This window comes from Mycoavidus sp. SF9855 (assembly GCF_024582735.1).
Classification (GTDB): domain Bacteria; phylum Pseudomonadota; class Gammaproteobacteria; order Burkholderiales; family Burkholderiaceae; genus Mycoavidus.
In genome coordinates, this window is sequence record NZ_CP102085.1 from 749,976 (window position 1) to 770,910 (window position 20,935).

A 20,935-nucleotide genomic window follows, 5' to 3' on the forward strand; every position below is an offset into this window, starting at 1 on the left:
GCACAAACAGCGGCAACGCTGGCGTTTAAAGACGTAGTGTGAAGAAAATCCGCCGCCTAAAGGCTTGCCGGTTCGAGTCCGGTCCCCGGCACCAGTCCGCTTTTGGATCGCGTAGACGATCAACGAACATTGTGTGATGTTTCCTTAAAAATCCTTGGCTTAGCGGAAATTTTCGTAACTTCTCAATAACCTGGGGCAACCACTGCGCAACGCTGCGCCGTTTGGTCGGCTCGCTTCGTCAAGATCGGCGGAGCAGCTTGCTCGCGCGATGTAACGAATTTCACTTGTAAACGGTAGGGGTGATGTTAACGTTATTCGCGCCGACATCATTTCCCCCACATTTATGCCCCTTCCCACAATGTAGTGCGTAGTGCGACGCGAATGGGGGTGTTTGGGTGAGAATCATTGCAGCGATATTAGGAGGCCGTCGGCACCAGTTCACCGTGATAGCACGTTGCCTCATTAAAAAAGGTTACCGAAGGGGACTAACGTTGCCTCATAACATAGGTTACCGAACAAGTTTTAAAAATAGCGTTAAGTTTTTTCTGAATAGTAGAACGCAAAACGAAAGGGTTAAGATTATTGTAGATGTTTTTCAGAGCTGTCTTTTGTTGAGAGTTGATGGCTGGATGTGCCAATAAACGTTGAACAGGGGTTTCTGGTTTTGCATATTTTTTGATAATTTTTGCACCGACTCGCTTTTTCTCAAAGAGCTTCATGGTTGGGCAAAAGAAATTATTGAGCAAGCTGAATTCATTGGTATACAGGTCATTCATCATGGTAACGAGTTCGGGATTGGCAAAGCGCTCATAGCCAAAAAGCTGACGGACACAAGCCCTTTTTTTTTGCTCAACATGCGCATTATCATTTGAGTGATAAGGGCGAGAACGGGTAAATTGGATTGGCTGTGGATGGTTCTGGAAATAGCGTAGTAGATGCCAGTTTAAGAATTCGGAGCCATTATCACAATCAAACCCCTGCACCACAAAGGGTAACGCTTTCTGCACAGCTTGAATTTGCTTCATGACACCCTTAGCGCCTTTGCCCCAGGTAGCACGACATTCGGTCCACCCGGAGTAAAGGCAGTCATGGTTAGGCTCCAGACAAAATCCCCTGCTAAGCCTGGGCCGCAATGTGCCACCGTATCGGCCTCGATAAAACCCGGCTGTGATATATCCCAATGACAGCCTTGCAAAGGGATTTTATTTTTAAGCAAGGTTCCTGGTTTTGTACCTGATAAACCTCGTTTGCCTGTTTGAGCTCGTACCGGTGCAAGCAAGCGATCGATCGTAGCAGATGACATAGCCAGAAGCTTGTGACGTGCCTCATTAGCCATCTCACCACGCATAGCCTCATAGTGCGGTAGCCAGAGCGGTATGGCAACTTTTAGGCGTTTGGAGGCCATTTGATCGGTAGCAAGCCAAATGGCGCGTAACGGCACCATCACCTTGGCGCAATCGTAGCGCGATGGCTTGCCTGGCTTTTTTCTGGTAGCTTGTTTTTTCGGCTCGTTTAAGCGCCGCAGCGCATATTTGCGATGGTAGCCGCACACCGCACAAAATTCGTCCAATATCTTGCTTTTGTCACATCGCTTGGCTTTTCGGTAGCGCTTTCGTATCGCTTCCAAATACGCTTGCTTCTCATGCTTTTTCATCATCGATAACCGTCCTTTCTTCGGTTACCAATGATGTGAGTCAACGTATTACTTTTTTACCACTCTTGGGTTACTTTTAATGTGAGGCAACTCGTTTCTACCGCTTGCTTTGCATCTTCCGTATCAAGCTCCTATACTGAAAATTGCAATTGATTAAGCAGCGCTAGATTTTTATCAAAAATATTTGTTGTCATACTTGCTATATTTTTAGCGCTTTGGTGGAATTTGAGTTCATTTGATCTACGAAAGAATTCAGGCGAGCACTAGCATTGAAGCTCTATGATGAATGCGTGAGAGCGAACCGTCATTTTCTGTTTAAATGCCCCCGCTGGTCCGTCTAGTGTCTTTTATCATACGTTTTAAAGTGTTGGAGGTGGCATGTTTCCACAGGTAAAGAATACGCGAGAGGTTGGCTATACTTCGTCGCTTGCTTTTCAAGCTAATGCATTAACTACCCTTAAGAGTGCTCCCTTAGAAGAGGAGAGAGTATCGCCATCTGATTCAGCCGGTGATAAAAAGCTATCCTTAGCTGAAAAATGCCCGTTAGACATATGGCTAACTGTTTTCGAGACAGGTCATTTGTATAAGAAAAATTTATTAAAACTACGCTTAGTTTGTAAAATTTTAGAAAAAATAGCAAACGAAGGAATTAAAGATATAATATTACGTAATGTCGAATACCTAGAAAAAGCATTAACTCTATTTAACTTAAAATATATCAAACTGAGATCTGGTTTTGAGTTACAGGCCCAAGATTTAGTAAAAATAAAACCAAATATAACGGTTAAATCTTTAATGATTGACTATGGAGTTAATGATGAGAATCTACCCGCTTTACTGGGAAAATTTCCTTATCTGGAAAAGCTTGGCCTTCCAGGCGGTCATTTTATCGAATTCAATTTGGTGAATCAATGGCCAACCCTAAACAACTTAAAAGTTGCTTACTTTTATAATAACAAGAATTTAGTTGACAAAAATCTTGCCGTTTTATTAAAAAAACTCCCTAATTTAGATTATTTAGATCTTCGTCGATGTGACGAGTTGGCGTTTAACTCAGAAAATGAGTGGCCTACTTTAAGCGATGTTAAAACTTTAAAACTTTCTAATCATAAATATCTCAAAGATGAGAATTTATCGGTTTTTTTGAGCAAATTTCCTAAGTTGGAAGTATTGGTCTTGGCTTATTGTCATAAGCTTAAATTCAATTTAGTAGATACTACTTCTATTGCACAAAGGGATTACACGGCTACACAAGATAAGGTTACTTCTGATTTACCACTTATGTGGCCTACCGTAAACCATATTAAGAAATTAAACCTTGCTGGCACTGGCCAGAATCAAGTTGATGAAGAGAAAATCTTTGATTTTTTAGGAAGATTTCCAAAATTGGAGAAATTGAATATTTATAATTGTTTTATTCATTCTAGCAAAGCGGATATGCATAAGTGGCCCGACCTACCAAATATAAAAGAGATCGCGTTCTCAGACGACGATCTTGTATGTGGCGGTTGGGATATCGAAGCAAAATACCCTAATGTGAAAATCAAATACTACGACCTTGACAAGTATTGCGGTGATATTACCACTGATATTTAAGCTTGTTACATAATTTGTGTGTATCTAGGCCGTACTTGCTACATCAGGCGCATGAACAGGCGTTGTTGCACAAATGTCGAAGATTAGGAAGAGGTCAGAGCGCATCTTCCGGGGGTAATATGAGGCATATCCCATGATTCAGACTCAACGTGCAAGGATAGGAGGGCGCCACTTAGTGCTGAAGATTTGATGCCAATTATCGGTGAAGATCACACATATCCGAGCAGCATGGCGGAAAGTCCAACAAGCCCTTAATTTTAAATATAGCTACACTTTGAATGTTGGAACGAGATTTTGGAATGACACCGAAAGGCTTGTCGGCACATCATACTTGTTGCCGGCTATGGTGCAATAAACGGCCGTTTTCTGCACTATTGGGATCGGGGTAGATTTGCTCAACTCGGTGCCATATGTCGGGTAGCAGCAGTACATTACTGCACCACCGCCCCCTTGTTTAGCAGAAGCCCGTAAATAAGCGATAAGCGTGATAACTATGGTGTCTGAACCCAAAGTGTCGTCACGCAGAAGATGACTGGGCAGCCTTAGCAAGAAATTAACTATCGAAATAATTTTATTTTTTAATTGAACAAGATTTATGCTGAACTCTATTTCGCGCTCGATCAATCAGCGTTATCCAGCGGCACAAAAATCCACCGAATCTGCTTTTCTTTCGCTGCCACTGGAAGTACGGCAGGAAATAGAAAGTCGGTTGGATTTTTCGAGTCGGCAGTCGTTGTTTAAAGCACTGACGACGGCGACTCGTAATGGGGAATCTATCGATTCGCCTGTGCTGCGATTACAGTTAATCAAAGATACGATTCAAGCTCGACATCAAGGGACTTTAATCTGCTCAGACGAAGGGTTAAAGCAATTTACCTTGAGTCAATTGCAAACGCTTTCAGATTCAGCTCAGCTTGATAAGGTGGTAGAGAAATTTAGCCTTTTTAAGCTGGTATGTCTGCTCAATGCGTCTGAAGTATTTACATCTTTTCGAGAGCTAGTTCACCAAGACGCTCAGCTGAAAGAGAAATTATTGAATTGGGTAGAGCGCTCTAAAACAGAAGAGGTGCAGACCATCGCAGCGAACGCGCTCACGCTGTTGGTGAAAGCTGGCGTGCAATTCAATCATCAAGATCTCAAAGGAATCCGCGTGCCTGGCGCGGATTTAAGTTATGGCGTATTCGATTCTGTTCAATTACAAGGAGCAGATTTGAGCGGCGTCAATCTTAGCGGGAGCTGGCTACGCCAAGCTAATTTGAGCGAAACCAAAATGGAAGGCGTGAGATTTGGCGAGTGGCCTTATCTCCAAGAAAAGGGCGAGGTACATTTCTGTGCGTTTTCTCCGAATGGAAAGGCGTGTGCGGTGGGCCTCCACGACGGTACGATCAACGTCTATAAAACTTCAAGCTGGGAGAAAATCTGCACCTTACAAGGGCATACCACCAGGGTTACTAGTGTTGCGTACTCACCTAGCGGTCATCAAATTGCTTCGAGCAGTTGTGATATGACGGTGCGTCTATGGGACGCGCGCAGTGGAAAATCCGAGCATGTCTTACAGGGACATGCCGGCTATGTTTTGAGCATAGCGTATTCGCCCAATGGGCAGCAGATCACCTCGGGCAGTGAGGACGCGACAGTGCGCTTGTGGGACGCGCCCAGCGGAGAGTCTAGCCACACATTGCACGGGCATACCGGCCCGATTACACGTGTGCTGTACTCACCGAGCGGTCGACAAATCGCCTCAGGCAGTGAGGACAGGACAGTGCGGTTGTGGGACATAAGTTCGGGCCAGCGTTTAGCGGTGGTGCGTGGTTTTCAGGGAAGCATTCAAAGCCTTGCCTGGAAGGAAGCAGCTGATGGCACCTACTTGCTTACCGGCTGTAGAGATACCTCAGTTTTCCGTGTGATTGAAGAGGATGGGTGCTTTCAAGTCAGACTCTGCTGGAATACAGCTTATGGCAGATTGGTTTTGGCAGACACCGATATCAAGGACGCACAAGGCTTAAGTCAGTTGAATAAAAAACTTTTACAGCAGCGCGGCGCCGTAGGAGAGCCGAGTTACTTTGCGTAGGTTAAATCAATCATGACGCCATGAGCGTTAGCCGCGGCGGCAAAAATCAAAGCGTCATTAAGTGGTAGGATTTAGGACATGCTTGCTACGCTCAGCCACTTTCACTGGTTACTTGTCATTCCATTTTTACTTTCTTGATTGGCTAGTTTTATTTTTTTCTATTGAACAAGACATTTATGTTGAATCCTATTTCGAGCCTTGCCAATTTACCTTACTCAACAGCACAAAAGTCCAATCAATCCAGTTTTTCGGCGCTGCCACTTGAAGTTCGAGAGGAAATAGAGAACCAACTGGATTTTTCCAACCGACAAGCTTTGTTTGAAGCCTTAACGACGGTGACTCGTGACGGCGATCTCATCGATTCTCCTGCGCTGAAATTACATTTAATTAAAGAGTGGATTCGAACTGAATATCAGCGGGATTTAATTTGCTCAGATGAAGGGTTCAAGCAATTTGCGTTGCGTCAATTGCAAAACCTATTAGAGGCAAAGCAGCTCGAGCAGGTAGTCGAAAAAGCGAGACTTTTTGAATTGGTGTGTCTTGTTAATGATCCAAATATATTTACGTTTTTAAGAGAGCAAGTCCACCAAGATGCGCAGTTAAAAGAGAAATTATTGAACTGGGTAGAACGATCCAAAACAGAAGAGGTGCAGGCTATTGCAGCTAACGCGCTGACGTTGTTGGTGAAAGCCGGTGTGTCTTTGAGTCATAAAGACCTTAAAGGAATCCGCGTGCCAGGCGCGGATTTAAGTTACGGGATATTTGATTCGGCTCAATTACAAAGCTCGGATTTGAGGGGAGCCAATCTAAGTGGAAGTTGGCTGCGTCAGGTGGATTTAAGTGGGGCCAAGATGGAAGGGGTACGGTTTGGTGAAGGGCCCTATCTTCAAGAAGAAAGCGAAGTCAATTCCTGTGCGTGCTCTCCCGATGGTAAGGCGTGTGCAGTGGGTCTTAAAAACGGCACGATTAACATCTATAACACCTCGAGCTGGGAGAAAATCTGTACCTTACAAGGACATACCGGCAATGTTTTGAGCTTAGCGTATTCGCCTAGTGGTCATCAGATCGCCTCCGGCGGTGATGACCAAGCGGTGCGTTTGTGGGATGCATATAGCGGAAAACTCAGCCATACCTTAACAGAGCATGAGGACGACGTTTCGAGCGTGGTGTATTCGCCCGACGGCCATCAGATTGCGGCAGGCGGCAGTAACTGGGGTGTGCAAGTATGGGACGCGCACAGCGGAGAACCCAGCGATACCTTATACCTGGAAGCCGGCAAAGTGATTAGCGTAGCGTATTCGCCCGATGGTTATCAGATTGCCACCGGCAGTGCGGGCGGGGACGTGCAATTATGGGACGTGCGCAGCGAAGAACTTGAACATACTTTAATAGACGAAGAAGAGTATGTTGGGGACGTGACTAGCGTGGTGTATTCACCCAGCGGTCGGCAGATCGCTTCGGGCAGTGATGACGGTAGCGTGCGACTGTGGGACAGGCATAGCGGAGAACTCCAACGCGTCTTACTAAGGCATGACGGCAGGGTTTTAAGCGTAGCGTATTCACCCAATGGTCGTCAGATCGTCTCGGGCGGTGCTGACAAAACAGTGCGGTTATGGGATGTGGACAGCGGGAAGAGCCAGACCATCAGAGAGCATACCGGCTTTGTTTCGAGCGTGGCGTATTTATCGAACGGTCGTCAGATCGTCTCTGCTAGTGGCGACAATACGGTGCGGCTGTGGGATGCGTACAGTGGGGAGACCAGTCACACCTCAGAAGGGCGTGTCATGGCTGTTACAAGTGTAGCGTATTCGCCGAGCGGTCATCAGATCGCCTCGGGCAGTCAGGACACGACGATACGTTTGTGGGACGCGCACAGTGGGCAGACTAATTACATCTTAAAAGGGCATCTTGGCGTTCTTGCTAGTGTAGTGTATTCGCCCAGCGGCCAGCAGATCGCTTCGGGCGGGGACGCGACGGTTCGCTTATGGAATGTGGACAGCGGGGAGGTCGATCAATGCTTAAAAGGGCATGTCGGCATGGTTACTAGCGTAGTGTATTCGCCCAGCGGCCAGCAGCTCGCTTCGGGTAGCGGGGATAAGACGGTTCGTTTGTGGAATGTGGGTAGTGGGAAGGTTGAGCAAATCTTAAAAGGGCATGTCAACAATGTTACTAGCGTAGCGTATTCGCCTAGCGGTCAACAGATTGCCTCGGGCAGTTTAGACAAGACGGTACGGTTGTGGGATGCGGACAGTGGGGAGGCCATCCACTCTTTACAAGGACATACCAAACCGGTTCGTAGCGTGACGTATTCGCCTGGTGGTTATCAGATTGCCTCCGGCAGTGATGACCATACGGTACGACTGTGGGACGTGCGCAGTGGGAAGGCCGTTCACATCTTGGAAGGGCATACCGGCTGGGTTAAGAACGTGGTGTATACATCAAGTGGCCAGCAGATCGTCTCGAGTAGTGATGACCAGACGGTACGGCTATGGAGCGCGAGCTTGGGTCAATGTCTAACGGTGTTGCGAGGTTTTGATGGACCAATTCATGGGCTTGCTTGGAAAGAGATGGCCGATAGCGTCCATTTGTCAACTACGAGTAACCGCGAAGTAGTCCGTGTCTGGCAGGTCAGCGAAAAAGAGGGACGCTATCAAGCAAGCCTTTCTTGGAGTTCGATGCGTGTCAAACTGACTTTGACAGACGCCAATATTCAAGATGCGAGAGGCTTAAGTCAGATGAATAAACAGCTCTTACAGCAGCGCGGAGCTGTGGGAGAAGCGAATCGTTTTGCTTAAGTGAGAGCAACAAATCAGCAATAAGCGTTAGCTGCGGGATTAAATTCAAAGCGTCATTAAGCGGTAAAAATTTGGCTCTCGTAGCTAACGCTTAATTTGTATTAGTTCAGATCTGATCTGACAGTTATCCGGTTCAATTTCTTCTGGCTCACTTGGCGCTATAACAGACAATAATAAGGGAACAATATGTTGGGTAGCATCTTATCGTCACCACGGAGTGCGCTCTCTGCGGAGCAAGCACTTGACCTCGCCAACGCCTATTTAAAAAGCGCCAGAAGTACCCAGGATATCCATCTCGCTTCAACCTTCTGTGATGATGGAGAGTGATCCAAACTGGGGGCTGAGGCGGAAACGAGAATTGTTCGTCTCCTGGGAAGGCGAGACTCAGTCCAGCCGTTGAGAAGTCGTTTATGGCACTTCAGCCCCCAGTTTGGATCACTCTCGGTGAATTTTCAAGAGACTCGGATCCTCCGCCTTTCGATTTTAGCTCGCATATTTCCTTCCTGAGCACGGGCAGTTCCCCCTTTTTTCCCTGGAGGTAGCAGTGCGAGCTTTTCCAATTACCCTTTACAATAACTTGAGTACGGCGCTCCTCTAGCCCGAGTGCAGGATTAGCAGCATATTTAGCAGAATATAGTGAGTTGTCGTGGACAATCGCTGATCCCTCTTCCTCAGTACGTATACAACCGTGTGATGCTGGATAATCTGGTAGGGGACCAGAATGTATAGCAATGTCTCTGCCGCCGAAATAGATCGGATTCTTAGCCCAGCTATTTAGCACAGCAGCCTTACTGTGCACAATGAATTTACCCCTGGGAGTGCATAATGTATCTACGGTATTATTGACAGTCTCGTCATCGCAGTCATTGCAACAGCGACCAGCTCCCGCAGAAATTTTGTAGGTGCGGGTAGGTAAAAGCAAGTTGCGCGGGTTATTCCATGTCAGCGACATTTTCGCCGTGCTGAGATTTATCGTGATACGGCTGACATGCGTATTGGGGAAGTCAATATTTTCTCGATTAGGGCGCTTGCAGCCTTCTCCGCAGTCTCGCTTTCCGCTTTTCCATGGGCCTTTCTTTTCATCTTCTTTTGATTGGACATCCATATCTTCCGCCCCTGGCCGCTGCACTCTGGTGATTGGCGAAGTAACTGCATGGATAGAGCTCAAACGGAATGCTCCATCAATCGCATCTGAGCGCATAATTTCGTCGGTGATACGATCCGCTTCCTGGGCATAGTGATAATAGGGTTCGTTCGCCTTGAGTTTAGAGTGTACACCGACCGCATTGCCGCGCTTGCACTCCTCATTCTCGTTAGGGCGAGTTGACATTGCACATAGGCAACCATAAGAAAGCGCAAGCCATAGCAACCAAACTCTCATTTCGGTAACGTGCCGATCAGATCAGGTGCCGTCGTGCAGTCATTAATCTGGCTACCTGTCATACTAGATTCAATTGGTTTTCCAATAGAATAGACTGCCAAATGGATTTTGGTGGTGTGACCCACATAATTCTTCCCGATGGCTTCATCTTGTTCTACTTTGTTCATACCCCTCCCTTTAAATAAGAGATAGGCAAGGTCAACTCAACTACGTCTCACCTATCCATTTTGAAAGGAAATTTTAGTATGAATTACGCCATTTTTACGCCAAATTACAGAAATTCTATTATTTTTTAATGGTTATTGGGTGCCGGTCCACGGCACCATTCTGCTTTTAGATCGCGTAGACGATCAACGAACATTGTGTGATGTTAACGTTATTCGCGCCGACATCATTTTCCCCACATTTATGCCCCTTCCCACAATGTAGCGCGTAGTGCGACGCGAATGGGGGTGTTTGGGTGATAATCATTGTAGCGATATTAGGAGGTCGTTTGTGCCAGTTCACCGTGATAGCGGAGATTAGAGCAATAGATTTAAAAAAATACTCTATAGTGAAAGAGTAATAAGGGAGTATTAAAGAAGGAAGTATTAAAGAAGTAAGGTGGCAATATGTTTTCAAGAGTCGTTTCGAAATCTACTGAGCTAGGGAAGCCGTTGGGCACTACTTTTGACCGTGGCAAGATTGCTTTGAAGCGAGCCGATGAATATTTAAGAAAAGAAAGAAATTTAAGCTGGCGCAAGGCTCCGATGCGGCGGAATTTGCCCTGAAATGTGCTCTCTCACTAGAGAAAAAATGCTATGAGGCTACGTAGCTGTATGCCTCATAGGGTAAGACGCGCAGGCTCGAAGCTGCGGCTAACGGATTAACAGGCTCCGTTAAATATACAAAAATCAAAGGGTTAGCCGAGAAGCCGTTCTGTAATCAATAGAAAGGTATAGCCCGCAAACCCTTATCTCTTTTAGGGCTTCTAGTTTTGCCGAACAAAATTCGGGGGCAGCACGGCCTTCAATCAATAGTGCGGCGGGAATATGCAGCCCGTGATGCAGCCGCTGAAAAATGAGGCTAAAACTTGTATCTCAAGTTAAAATATGTACAATTATTATTTTTCTCCTGCTTTCAGTAAAAAATCAGCCTATGACCAGAACCAACAATTGGTCTGTCAGTATTGCCTCTGATCAAAACAACCTCGCGCTGTCGAAAGAACAAAAAGCGTTCAACTCTCTGATCAAACAGATTGATAAGCGACGCAAGCGGCTTGGCGCTTGGGAAACCATGGCATCCGCGTTCCAACAACAATACGTCAACGATCTCTTGCCTCTTGAACAGACTTCGACCGCTTTGCAAATCCAGATGGTACATTGCCTCGATCGGGCTTATGGCCAAAAGGGACTCACCCAAGCAGAACGTCGCAAGACCGCAGCCGTCATTGTCGATTGGGCGCGTGATCTGATCGACGAAGAGGAGAGTTTGAAAACCATTTACAATAAATACAACCCGATCGACTACGACAGCGAAACTGCTACCGAAGTCGACGATATGAAGTCGATGTTGGAGGCGATGCTCGGTGTCAATCTAGGCGACGATCTGGACATAAGCTCGCCGGAAGATTTATTGCAACACGCTCAAGCGCATATCGAGCAACAACAAGTGAAAGCCGAAGCCGAAACCACAGCGCGGGAAGCACGCCGGGCGGCAAGAAAAAAATCACCCAAACAACTTGCGGCAGAAGCTCGCGCACACGAAGAGCAGGCGCAGATTAGCCTTTCGATCCGTGAGGTTTATCGCAAACTAGCCAGTGCCCTGCACCCCGATCGCGAAGCTGATCCGCAAGAACGTGATCGGAAAACCAAGCTGATGCAACGCGTCAATGCCGCTTATACCAAGAACAACCTATTACAGTTGTTGGAGTTGCAACTGGAACTGGAGCATATCGATCAGCATTCGATCAACGGCATCAGCGAAAACCGGCTGAAACACTACAACAAGGTCTTGAAAGAGCAAGTTCGCGAACTGGATCAAGAAATCCTGCATGTCGAAGCCACATTTCGACATACTTATGGAATCGGGTCTTTCGAGGAACTGTCCCCAGATATTGCTTTACGAAATCTTGCTATTGAAATCAAAAATTTCCGGCAAAACATCCGAGTTCTTGAGCGTGATCTTGTTGCGTTCGAAGATATCAAGAATGTGAAGTGCTGGCTTAAGACCTTCAAGCTTGCGTCGGCTAGATCTATATCATTCGTATAGAGGGATGGCCGGGTTGGCGAGTCAGAGCAAGTCAGGTCTGGGAGGGACGCCATAAGTGCCGATCCCTGCTGGACCCTCTGCCTTAGAATATGCCTATCACTTGCCTAATACCTTAATTCAAGCGCTAGGCTTATGAAATTAACCTATCTGCAACGTGTGGATTGGTTTTGCGCTCTTGCCCAAAAGTAGAGGTGCGGCCATGCCCAGGAATAAAAGTCACATCGTCTCCAAGAGGCCATAAGCGGCTCCGAATAGAATGAATCAACTCGGCATGATTGCCGCGAGGAAAATCGGTGCGGCCGATGGAGTGAGCAAACAATACATCGCCTACCATGGCCAAGCGATGCGCTCGGCTAAAAAAGATAATATGCCCCGGTGTGTGGCCTGGGCAATGATAGACCTCTAGCATTTCTTCCCCGAAATACACACGATCTTCGTTTTCTAGCCAGCGGTCAGGTTCAAATACGCTGGCGGCTGGAAAGCCAAAGCGTACGCTTTGCTCTGGCAATAAATCTAGCCAAAAACGTTCTTCTTTCTGAGGCCCCTCAATGGGCACGTGATATTTGCGCGCCAGTGCTTGTGCGCCGCCGCAATGATCAAGATGGCCATGCGTTAGAAACACTTTCTCTAAAGTGGCGCCTTCTTTATCGATTTGCTCCTCGATACGCTCTAAATCTCCACCAGGGTCTACTGCTGCTGCGCGATTGCTCGCCTCACAGATGAGTAGAGTGCAGTTTTGCTTAAAAGGCGTGACGGGGATGATTTTAGTTTTCATGGCAAAGCACAGGTTGGTTAGGGCGCGCTGGTTTTTTGCGATTTTTTATTCTGAAATGCTTGACGCAGTTCCAGATATACACCTAAAACGCCATCAAGTGCTGCCACTACGTTATTTGGCAAAGCTCCCACTTTATCCGCATCGATTAATTTTTGGATCAACTGACGTACGGTAAGCGTTAGATTTTCATGATGACTAATTAATTTTTGTTCAAACGCTAAGAGTGGTTTGTCTTTCTTGGCCCGTTTTCGGGCAGAAATAGCTTCGTCCCCAAATTGCAGCCATTCTGGCGATACCCCTAGCGCTTCAGCGACAGCAGGCAGCCGGGTTCTATGCGGCGCTGTACCGCCTTTATTTTCCGCCCGTTCCCAATGCTGAACGGCCTGCCAACTTTTAACTCCTACTTTCTGGGCAAGCTCTTCTAGCGAAAACTTTTTTTCTAGGCGCTTTTGTTTGATTCGTGCATGTATGTCCATGTCATACAATGTACCTGCCAGAAAAAGTAGCGTCACTGCAAATTTTTCTTGTTAAACAAAAATAACTGGCATATATTGATACATAAAGATGGTTTTAGAGTGATTGCTTTAACTGTTTTTTAACCTAAGTCACTGAAAATAAAGTGAAAAAGGAAAGAGTTGGATTTCCCAAGAGGGGCGATAGCGCCGGAGGTCAGTGTGTTAAACCATTTATAGCGAATCAAGGGAAGCGCCGATGTCGACGATTAGCTCACTAGTTTTGAGCAGGAACGGGCTAGAGAGTTTATGTAACTTCTTGCCTTATTATCTATTTTATAACCCAATAATCGCAGTGCAGCAGGCTCTTTGCGGGCAGGAATGCATATGAGCCAGCTCGCGCGTAAATTTAGTGCTAAGGACATTAAAGCCAAGCTTGCCTCATGCGTGAATGCCCAAAATCCTGTCAGTCAATTGTCAGCGGGTAATGTAAGCGCTGATAATTCAACTGAAAATAAAAATATTCAACCCAAAAATACATTGCCCTGCTTGGCGCAAGGTTGCCGCCTGGATGATCGGTTGATTGAATTGAATTCAAACGATCTGCGCCGCTCTGCGTTACTTGAATTAATCACGTCTATTAGAGCTCATGCCAAGCTGGAAGGGCTCTCCAGCGCTACTTTGCAGATCTTGCGCGATCCGGATATTGAGGGCTTGATGAATCGACTGTTGGCGATGAATTCGGTGCGCGTGTTAATTCATGCTCATACATTGAATTTTCGGTGCGAGCATATTGAATCGATGGAGTGGGAGGACGCGGCGCTCCAGTATTTTGTACGAGCGCAAGCTAGCCTAGCGTTGCTCAGAAGTATCTTCCCTCAAGTGACGCGCGCACAGGTGGGCCGATTACGCAAAGCATTGGCAGTCGTGCCGCCGGCTAAAGCGGTTAATCTGCCGTTACAACAAATTCATCAAATTTACCGCATCTGGCAAAAAATTTGCCAAGAGCGTCAAGACAATCGCGAGCGTTACATTGCGCTCCATGGCGAATTTCCGCAGTTCACGTTGACCACGTTATTTGCTGCGTTGAATGTGAAAATGAGAAAGTGATGAGCTGGAAGCCTCGTACAGATATATTACTGAGCGAAATGGGCGACTTTGAGCGGCAATTCAATCGTTTTTGGATGCGTTCGGATGGACTGTATTTTTTCTACCTTGTATGGTTTGCCTATTATCTTAAGATTGTTGCGTGGCTTGTGCTGCTAATGGTTGAGTTTATTCAATGGAGAGTGCGTTGTTCAGCGGCTCATCAGGCGCGTACGGAGTATCGTGATGGTCACTAAAGCACCATTACGGCCCAGGCGGTGGAACTCTGCTCTTAATGCGTTTGCGACTTCGGCGGATTCGCCTTTTCCAGACCATTATGATCTGGAGGCCGAGCGTAAAATTGTGTGGCACTTACTGCAATCGGATATGCCTGATCCGGCCGATCCGTTTTTTGCCCGTTATGAGCTTTTTTGTGAGCGCGAACAAAGCCTGAAACACATGCAGGCAACGTATGCTGCGCGGCAAAGTGCAGACGCACTTGTACCCATTAGCGATGCGCGCAAAATTAAATCGTTGGGGCAGCTTGCTGCTCAAGTGGAAGATACGATGGAGTTGCATACGGTGCATGCAATGCGGCTTTTCCTCGGTTTGGCAATTCGGCCTGGAGAATCAGGCTCTCCGAGCGCCGGGGGCAAGCGCGTGGCCGCTGCGTTGCGCGCCCTTTGGTCATTATCTGGTAATGATAATCCTTATGCCGACTGGGCTTTGATTGAAGTTTCGAACCGTATTGCCGAAGTGCGTAAGCTCATTAACGCAGAACAAAAACGCATGCTAGGCAAACTTGACGGATTGAAGCAAAAAGGGCTTTCTTATTCGATCTTACAAGCTCGGGAACCTGCTAAGGTTCGCCTTGGTTTTGCTTCTCCATACGGTTTTATGATTGCGTTACTGTTGGTTGAAGTCGACGGCTATGCTCGGATTATCAAATCTGCGCAGTATCGGGATTTGATTTCATCGCACGAAGGCCATCAAGCGTTGCAAGCAGTCAAGCATAAATGTCGCAGCATCTTTGAGCGCGCTGTGTATTGGCAAAAATATTTAACGCAGGATGCTCTGATTCAGCTGACGCGGCTTGATTTTTTGCCAACAGCCCAGGCGTTGGCGCAAGCGCGTGTGAGCACCATCAAAAAACTATTTGGGGCGGTCCCTAAAGATATTTTTATGGGCCTGAAACAACCTCGCCATACTAAGCGGCATCTCAATTTAAGCGAAGCGGAATACCGTTTGCTTGAATCGATATAAATAAAATAATACGGCCTGTCGTTATCAAAAAGAGAAGCTACTTGCACTCCTTTCAACTGTAATGATCGGCGTAAAAGGGAGCGTTTATGGAACCTCAATCCAAAATGCATTGGGCGCATAGGTGTCGTGCATATCTAATGCGTTCTAAGCTATTTCGCGGGCGGACAAAAGTTGTTTTATACAAAGGTTTGCCGGTCTCTAAAAGCTATTTTTATGCACTACGGTCACGAGCTTGGTCAGCTGGGTGGCGGCAGCTGTTACAGTTTCGTATTGGCATTGTGCCACTGCCTCTGTATTGCGCCATTTTTGCTTGTTTAGGCGCTTTTTTAATTTGGGGTACGCTGCCTAGCGAAATTTCCGTGATGTTCGCCACGCTTGCCGTGCTTGGTTTTACCTGCTCAGAGTTGGGCGCACGTCTGCCTGGCTTACGGCGCATTGGCGGGCCGGTGATTGTGACGCTCTTATTGCCCTCATGCTTAGTACATTACCAGTGGATACCCGCTGATTTAGTGCGCTCGATTGGTGAGTTTTGGCATGCAACCAAGATTCTTTACCTGTTTACCGCTGCCATTGTTGTTGGCAGCTTGCTGAGTATGGATCGACAGGTGTTGATTCAAGGTTGCGCTAAAATTTTTATCCCATTGGCGGCAGGCTCGATTGCCGCAGCGTTAGTCGGTACTTTGACGGGTCTAGCGTTTGGCCGTAGCGCATATGATACTTTTTTCTATTTAGTGATTCCCATTATGGCCGGTGGCCTCGGTGAGGGGGCGATTCCGCTGACATTCGGCTATGCGGCAATTTTACAGCTGCCGCAACCTCAACTCTTTGCGCAGGTCGTGCCGCCAGTGGTGCTGGGTAATTTGACGGCGATTATCTGTGCCGCTTTATATTATCAGTTTGGTAAGCGTTATCCGTGCTATCGCGGAGAAGGTTGTGGGCTATTGATGAGTGCCCCAGCTAGAGAAAATAATCTGCCGCCGATGACAATGGAGCCGTTAGCAGGGGCCGGCATGGTCGCATTGGGTTTCTATATGATTGGACTATTGGTGCATCAATGCACGGCATGGCCGGCGTCGATCGTGATGCTGTGCCTGGTGGTGCTGGTTAAATTGACGCGCACTGTCTCGCCTAAATTGGAATATGGTGCGCAGATGATGCATCATTTTTTCTGTAGCGCCGTGGCGTATCCATTATTGTTTGGCATTGGCTTGACGCTGACGCCATGGGAGGGGCTGCTAGCCGCTTTTACGCTGGCGAATTGCGTCACGATTATTGCGACTGTGTTGACATTAACAACAGTGGGCTTTGCGGTTGGGCGTTGGGTTGGTTTGCATCCGGTCGAAAGTGCGGTGATCAATGCCTGTCATAGCGGTATGGGCGGGATTGGCGATATGGCGATTCTCACGGCGGCTGACAGCATGCGGTTAATGCCGTTTGCGCAATTGGCGACGCGTATTGGCGGGGCGTTAACGGTGATTTTGGCGCTTATTTTGTTGGCCCGAGTAGGGTGATTTTTAGCGGGGAAAATTGCAGCTTCCGCGTCAAGATAAGAGTAATCGCAGCCGTTCGGGCTGCGACGAGTAGCTCAGCCCCCAGGGTTGGAAGCGCCACGTTTGCAGCAACCTGGAGGTGAGGGTGAAGTACACTGCTTTTTTCACCCGACCTTTCGGCAGCCGAATCGGGTATCAGTGCGTATTTATCAAGCGATATACGCAAACGCTCGAACATCCCGAGCTAGTTGGTATATTGCCATGCTTTCTTGCAGGCGTCTATGTCTGGGTCCATTAAAATGAGCGAGTCGTACAGCTAGACCCAAAAGTTTGGGCGTTATATTAAGTGGTCAATTTTTTCGTGAAAAAGCTTTAGCGCATAAAAAAATCCCGCCGATATGACAGGATTTTCAAAGCTTAAGCATTTTGCTTAAAAATAATGTAGTTAATATTGATCTAAGGGGTTGATGATGTCATCTATTTCAACCAATGCTTCATCAAGCAAGCGTGACTGAGCGTCGCTGCTCACAATATTAACCCATCTTAGTTGGAGTAAACGTTTTGGGGAGATCCAGTCCAGACTCAACCAACGAATACCCTTGGCTTTGCCCCGAACAACTGAAAAAAACCAGGTTAAAAAGGGCTGGGTGGATTGGCCAAATTGGCTTACTTTGAGCGGTTTTTTGTATGTAGAAGCTAAGTAGTGAATGCCGGTGATTTGATATTCAGATACTTGGGCTTCATCGAGCTGAGTCATTTGATTCATGATGGTTCTCTTCAAATAAAAAAAGGAACTCACCATGCACCCTATCAGGGGAAGGATAAGTTCCCCATTAGGGTTAAAAGCTCTAAGCCAGAGAGACCCGCGGCCATTCAAAATGAACAGAGCCAAACCGCGAATATTTCATTAGCACTGACCTGTGCTAATGAGGTTTGTTTTATCTTATACGATTGGAGTGACAATGCAAGTCAATACACGCCTTAGAATGAATCATTAGCCAATTAGTAGGGGGGTGATCAGCGATTGGTCGAGCGCACGATTGGAACCCTAACCAGTCGAGCCAGGGAATGGATGCTTTGTTGTTGCATTTCGGCTAGGGGCAAATCGCTGTTAAACCATTGGTTTGCCACGCTAATGAGGATCTCCGGTGGCGCGAAGAATAGGCGCCAATGCGGCCACCATAAAAAATCTTCATAGCAGATCGAAAGCGCGGCTTGAAGGTCGCCAAGTTTGAGGTAAGGTTGTCTGAGTTTTCCGGCTACTGCGCTGATTGCGCTGCCTGGGCGCCAGAGGCCGGCTGGCATCGGCATACGGCTATCTAAGCGAGCTGGGTAGTGGCCAAATGCCAATACGCTATTGGTGTAGCGTAGCGGAATTTCCTGCTTAAGGAGATCGGCGCCAAGTAAAAAAGTTTGACCCTGACGCGCCGCTTGGCGTATCTGTCCTTGCCACCAAAAAGCCAAAGCTGGCCGCCAGAGTCCTATAATTTCTTCTGGTAATACAACCACTGTGGTGGCAGGTTGGGCGAGTGCTTGTGAGAGCGCGCTTTGCACTTGCTCGGTGCGCTTAAATAATGCAGGTAGCGTGCTTTGATCAAGCCGGCCAAGTTGTAAATCAAGTGCTAGCCAGCCGGCGGGTATGGCCGGGGGAGTTTCATTTTTATGTGCGGTTAGAGCCAGGCCAGCTAAGCATAAGGTAAACCATATCGTTTTACGGTTGCCGGGGCATACAGCTGCAAGGCAAAGTGTCCCGATGCCAAGGAGTAAACCTAAACCTCCCCAAGCTGGAAAGAGTGCGCTGCTGATATGCAGCGGAGACAGCCAGCCAATGATGCCAAGCGGCGGCAGATTGGTGCAGAAGAGGGCGATGAATACCCGGATGATGGTTTTTGCTGCAGGTGCTTTGGACGTGGGGTGTAATAGAGACCAGGGTATTGCAAGCAAGACAGCTTGCGCTAACCAAAAACCGATGCCTAGCATATAGCCCAAGCTGGCAGATAGCTCATCGTGGCCGCTGAAAAAGCGTGCGCATATCAGTGGAATATCGCGTGCCCCAGTCAGGTAATAGGCCAGCCAAAGTGCCGTCGCTTGCCAGTGTGTATGTGCGCTTTGCACCAGAGCCATGGTAGGAGCGCTAAACTGACTAGCCAGTGGCCAGGAAACCAGGCTATAAGGGCAATGGCTGTGCCGGCAAGGCTGTAATAAATTAAGCTAGGCAGCTGAATGCGGTTTGGCGCATGTGTTGGCTTTGGAATAGGGCTCACAAGCAGGTAGCTGAGCAGGTGCGAACGCTTCACATGCCCATAAACCAGACTCTTTCTGCGCCGTGGATTGCGAAGCATTCCCCTTGCATGATTGGCATCAATGCACTGTTTTTGCCCTGCCCATATTTGTCGCGTTTATAGTCTTCAAAGCGCACAATGCCAGAGGTGTAGCCCACCATATGCGTATTAAAGTGTGAGGTGGCGAGTAGCAAGCCGTTTTGCTGCACGCATCCGGACGCTTCCAGAGACTGCCAGCCAGTGAAACTTTGTGCGCTGGATGAGCGCCAAATACCGGCTTGACAGGTCAACAGAAAACCAGAGCTATCGATGGCAATCGCGCCATGTCCTTCATCGCAACTCACACCTGCTTGCGCCAAGCGGGTTAATTGTAAATTGTGAGTGGTGAGTTTCTTTTGAACCATGGCGTGATTTGCCGCCATCCATTCTGTCGCCATGGTTTTGGCATGGAGGATATCTTGTCCACCGGCGTTCATTGAGCCGGTTAATGGGCGTGAGCCATCTAGCTTGTAAAGCTGTTTCAGTTGCCAAGTTAAATTACCTGTCACGGCGCCTACTCGTGCGGCAAGCGTGCCGGCTACGTCGCCTAGCGGGTTAGCTTGCCACCACTTATTATCCACGCCAACCAGTTGGCCGCCATTGGCCGCTGTGGAGAGGGCGGCATCTGCACCAGCCGCCAATCTGGCCTGAGATAACAAATCGATGCGCAGCGTGCCTTCTTGATCACGATAAGGTTGTTTAGAATAAATCAGTCCCGTGATTGAACAGGCTAGGCCCGGACAGTTTTCTGGCTTGAGTCGGGTGGCAAAAGAGAGTCCAAGTGGGCTGGTATCGGCAAATGTGGGGAGCAGGAATTTGAGTGCGCGCAATTCGGCGACGGTTGGCTCAAGCGAATTTTCTATACGCGTAATCGCTGCGCCATTGGAGAGCGTGTCATAGTGAGTTTGCACATAGTTATTGACGCCAGTTTGTAAAGTGTAGAGATACTGCCCGGTCGATTTTGCAAAAATCTGCGCAATCTCAGTGTGTACTTTGTAGACCGCAGCAACCATGCTAATTGTCGAAAGTGTCATGGCTAATGCTATATCGATGGTGATAAAACCACGTTGGCATTTTCTGCGCCAGCCGAGATTGGAGGATTGTCCAGCGTGCCTTGGCGATAGCCCAGCGTGCTGGTGATAAGGGGGCCAGCGCAGATGGGTTAAATCGTCGATGTCAGTGAAGGTTTTCATGGGGCTTCTCGGAGTGAGTACGGTTAGCCAAACACCAGGGTGAGTGTGTTCGCGTCGCCTGAACAGCGGATCTGAGAGGGGTCGGGTTGGCCGCCAGGCGCTTTAACTTCGCTGGCATTGATCGTGAGTCGTGCAGCGCTGCGCGCCAGGGTCGTGGCAAGCGGTAAACAGGCTATATCGGGTAGATTAGTGATTTGGTATTGAACGGCGTCGCTGGCTGTGTTGATTTGGCCAGGGGTCACAATCAGTACGCCATTGCCGGGTGAGACGGTTACTGTGCCGTGATTATCTTTGAGTGACGGCATAGAGCGGAAAAAACCGCCTTGATGTAACGCGGTATTGCTAATTGCCCCGTAATTGCCGGAATACGCGGTACGCACTGTACCAATTAGAGCGTTGAGATCCATCGCCAGCGTGTTGGCGTGTGTGACATGGCTATTGGTGGAAAAATAAACCAGTGTGCCGACTAGCCCAAAGGAGACCAGCAAGAGCATTAAGCCATATTCAGCCATGACAGAGCCGCGCTGACGGCGATCTTTAAGTGTGTGAGCATGGTGCACAGTGCTTACCAATGTGCTGGGTTGTTGTCGTGGATTTTTCTTCATCGT

The 20,935-nt window shown here is 47.8% G+C and carries 18 protein-coding genes and 1 pseudogene; 9 read left to right on the forward strand and 10 right to left on the reverse strand.

All coding sequences use genetic code 11. The annotated features are described in order from the left end of the window. Nucleotides 1-485 precede the first annotated feature (485 nt). Both NQD60_RS03235 and NQD60_RS03240 read right to left on the reverse strand, forming a co-directional pair. Nucleotides 486-1,025: a hypothetical protein gene (locus NQD60_RS03235; RefSeq protein WP_257101040.1), complete on the reverse strand. Its 540-nt coding sequence runs from the start codon at nucleotides 1,023-1,025 to the stop codon at nucleotides 486-488. After that, nucleotides 1,022-1,657 (reverse strand): hypothetical protein, encoded by a 636-nt coding sequence (locus NQD60_RS03240; RefSeq protein ID WP_257101041.1) that lies wholly within the window; start codon nucleotides 1,655-1,657, stop codon nucleotides 1,022-1,024. The genes NQD60_RS03235 and NQD60_RS03240 overlap by 4 nt, the downstream gene beginning before the upstream one ends. Nucleotides 1,658-2,032: 375 nt before the next feature. Between NQD60_RS03240 and NQD60_RS03245 the strand changes: the two genes are divergently transcribed. The 4 genes from NQD60_RS03245 (at nucleotide 2,033) to NQD60_RS03260 (ending at nucleotide 8,443) form a co-directional block, all read left to right on the forward strand. Continuing rightward, complete coding sequence (locus NQD60_RS03245; RefSeq protein ID WP_257101042.1) at nucleotides 2,033-3,250, forward strand: hypothetical protein; 1,218 nt, start codon at nucleotides 2,033-2,035, stop codon at nucleotides 3,248-3,250. Nucleotides 3,251-3,845: 595 nt separating this feature from the next. Further along, complete coding sequence (locus tag NQD60_RS03250) at nucleotides 3,846-5,321, forward strand: WD40 repeat domain-containing protein (protein ID WP_257101043.1); 1,476 nt, start codon at nucleotides 3,846-3,848, stop codon at nucleotides 5,319-5,321. Nucleotides 5,322-5,497: 176 nt separating this feature from the next. Further along, entirely contained in the window at nucleotides 5,498-8,116 is a 2,619-nt protein-coding gene (locus tag NQD60_RS03255) for a pentapeptide repeat-containing protein (protein ID WP_257101044.1), read from the forward strand. A gap of 186 nt (nucleotides 8,117-8,302) precedes the next feature. After that, nucleotides 8,303-8,443 carry a hypothetical protein gene (locus tag NQD60_RS03260; RefSeq protein ID WP_257101045.1) on the forward strand — a complete coding sequence of 47 codons (141 nt, stop codon included), beginning with the start codon at nucleotides 8,303-8,305 and terminating at the stop codon, nucleotides 8,441-8,443. Nucleotides 8,444-8,534: 91 nt separating this feature from the next. On the opposite strand, the gene NQD60_RS03265 is transcribed toward NQD60_RS03260, so the two are convergent. Then, nucleotides 8,535-9,446 carry a L,D-transpeptidase family protein gene (locus NQD60_RS03265; RefSeq protein ID WP_257101046.1) on the reverse strand — a complete coding sequence of 304 codons (912 nt, stop codon included), beginning with the start codon at nucleotides 9,444-9,446 and terminating at the stop codon, nucleotides 8,535-8,537. A 50-nt stretch (nucleotides 9,447-9,496) separates the two neighbouring features. Continuing rightward, nucleotides 9,497-9,646, reverse strand: a pseudogene (locus NQD60_RS03270) (IS5/IS1182 family transposase); the annotation flags it as partial. A 988-nt stretch (nucleotides 9,647-10,634) separates the two neighbouring features. Between NQD60_RS03270 and NQD60_RS03275 the strand changes: the two are divergent. Further along, nucleotides 10,635-11,747: a J domain-containing protein gene (locus NQD60_RS03275; RefSeq protein ID WP_257101251.1), complete on the forward strand. Its 1,113-nt coding sequence runs from the start codon at nucleotides 10,635-10,637 to the stop codon at nucleotides 11,745-11,747. Nucleotides 11,748-11,877: 130 nt separating this feature from the next. Here NQD60_RS03275 and NQD60_RS03280 read toward each other — a convergent pair whose 3' ends face one another. Then, complete coding sequence (locus NQD60_RS03280) at nucleotides 11,878-12,522, reverse strand: MBL fold metallo-hydrolase (protein ID WP_257101047.1); 645 nt, start codon at nucleotides 12,520-12,522, stop codon at nucleotides 11,878-11,880. Between the two features lie 17 nt (nucleotides 12,523-12,539). Next, nucleotides 12,540-13,034: a helix-turn-helix domain-containing protein gene (locus tag NQD60_RS03285; protein WP_257101048.1), complete on the reverse strand. Its 495-nt coding sequence runs from the start codon at nucleotides 13,032-13,034 to the stop codon at nucleotides 12,540-12,542. A 327-nt stretch (nucleotides 13,035-13,361) separates the two neighbouring features. Here NQD60_RS03285 and NQD60_RS03290 point away from each other — a divergent pair, with 327 nt between their 5' ends. The 4 genes from NQD60_RS03290 (at nucleotide 13,362) to NQD60_RS03305 (ending at nucleotide 16,834) form a co-directional block, all read left to right on the forward strand. Further along, nucleotides 13,362-14,084, forward strand: a complete 723-nt coding sequence (locus NQD60_RS03290; protein WP_257101049.1) for a hypothetical protein — start codon at nucleotides 13,362-13,364, stop codon at nucleotides 14,082-14,084. After that, a complete protein-coding gene (locus tag NQD60_RS03295; protein ID WP_223694215.1) occupies nucleotides 14,084-14,317 on the forward strand; it encodes a hypothetical protein in 234 nt (77 codons plus the stop codon). The genes NQD60_RS03290 and NQD60_RS03295 overlap by 1 nt, the downstream gene beginning before the upstream one ends. Beyond that, nucleotides 14,307-15,323: a PFL_4669 family integrating conjugative element protein gene (locus tag NQD60_RS03300; RefSeq protein ID WP_257101050.1), complete on the forward strand. Its 1,017-nt coding sequence runs from the start codon at nucleotides 14,307-14,309 to the stop codon at nucleotides 15,321-15,323. Before NQD60_RS03295 ends, NQD60_RS03300 begins: the two co-directional genes overlap by 11 nt. An 86-nt stretch (nucleotides 15,324-15,409) precedes the next feature. Continuing rightward, nucleotides 15,410-16,834, forward strand: coding sequence for a 2-hydroxycarboxylate transporter family protein (locus NQD60_RS03305; protein ID WP_257101051.1), 1,425 nt, complete (start codon nucleotides 15,410-15,412; stop codon nucleotides 16,832-16,834). A gap of 424 nt (nucleotides 16,835-17,258) precedes the next feature. Here the strand turns inward: NQD60_RS03305 and NQD60_RS03310 are convergent, their stop codons facing one another. The 4 genes from NQD60_RS03310 to NQD60_RS03325 form a co-directional block, all read right to left on the reverse strand. Continuing rightward, nucleotides 17,259-17,579 carry a hypothetical protein gene (locus NQD60_RS03310; RefSeq protein WP_257101052.1) on the reverse strand — a complete coding sequence of 107 codons (321 nt, stop codon included), beginning with the start codon at nucleotides 17,577-17,579 and terminating at the stop codon, nucleotides 17,259-17,261. A gap of 251 nt (nucleotides 17,580-17,830) precedes the next feature. Continuing rightward, nucleotides 17,831-18,937, reverse strand: a complete 1,107-nt coding sequence (locus tag NQD60_RS03315; RefSeq protein ID WP_257101053.1) for a conjugal transfer protein TraB — start codon at nucleotides 18,935-18,937, stop codon at nucleotides 17,831-17,833. 169 nt (nucleotides 18,938-19,106) lie between these two features. Next, complete coding sequence (locus NQD60_RS03320; protein ID WP_257101054.1) at nucleotides 19,107-20,327, reverse strand: hypothetical protein; 1,221 nt, start codon at nucleotides 20,325-20,327, stop codon at nucleotides 19,107-19,109. Nucleotides 20,328-20,350: 23 nt separating this feature from the next. Further along, a complete protein-coding gene (locus NQD60_RS03325; RefSeq protein ID WP_257101055.1) occupies nucleotides 20,351-20,932 on the reverse strand; it encodes a type 4 pilus major pilin in 582 nt (193 codons plus the stop codon). Between the last annotated feature and the right edge of the window lie 3 nt (nucleotides 20,933-20,935).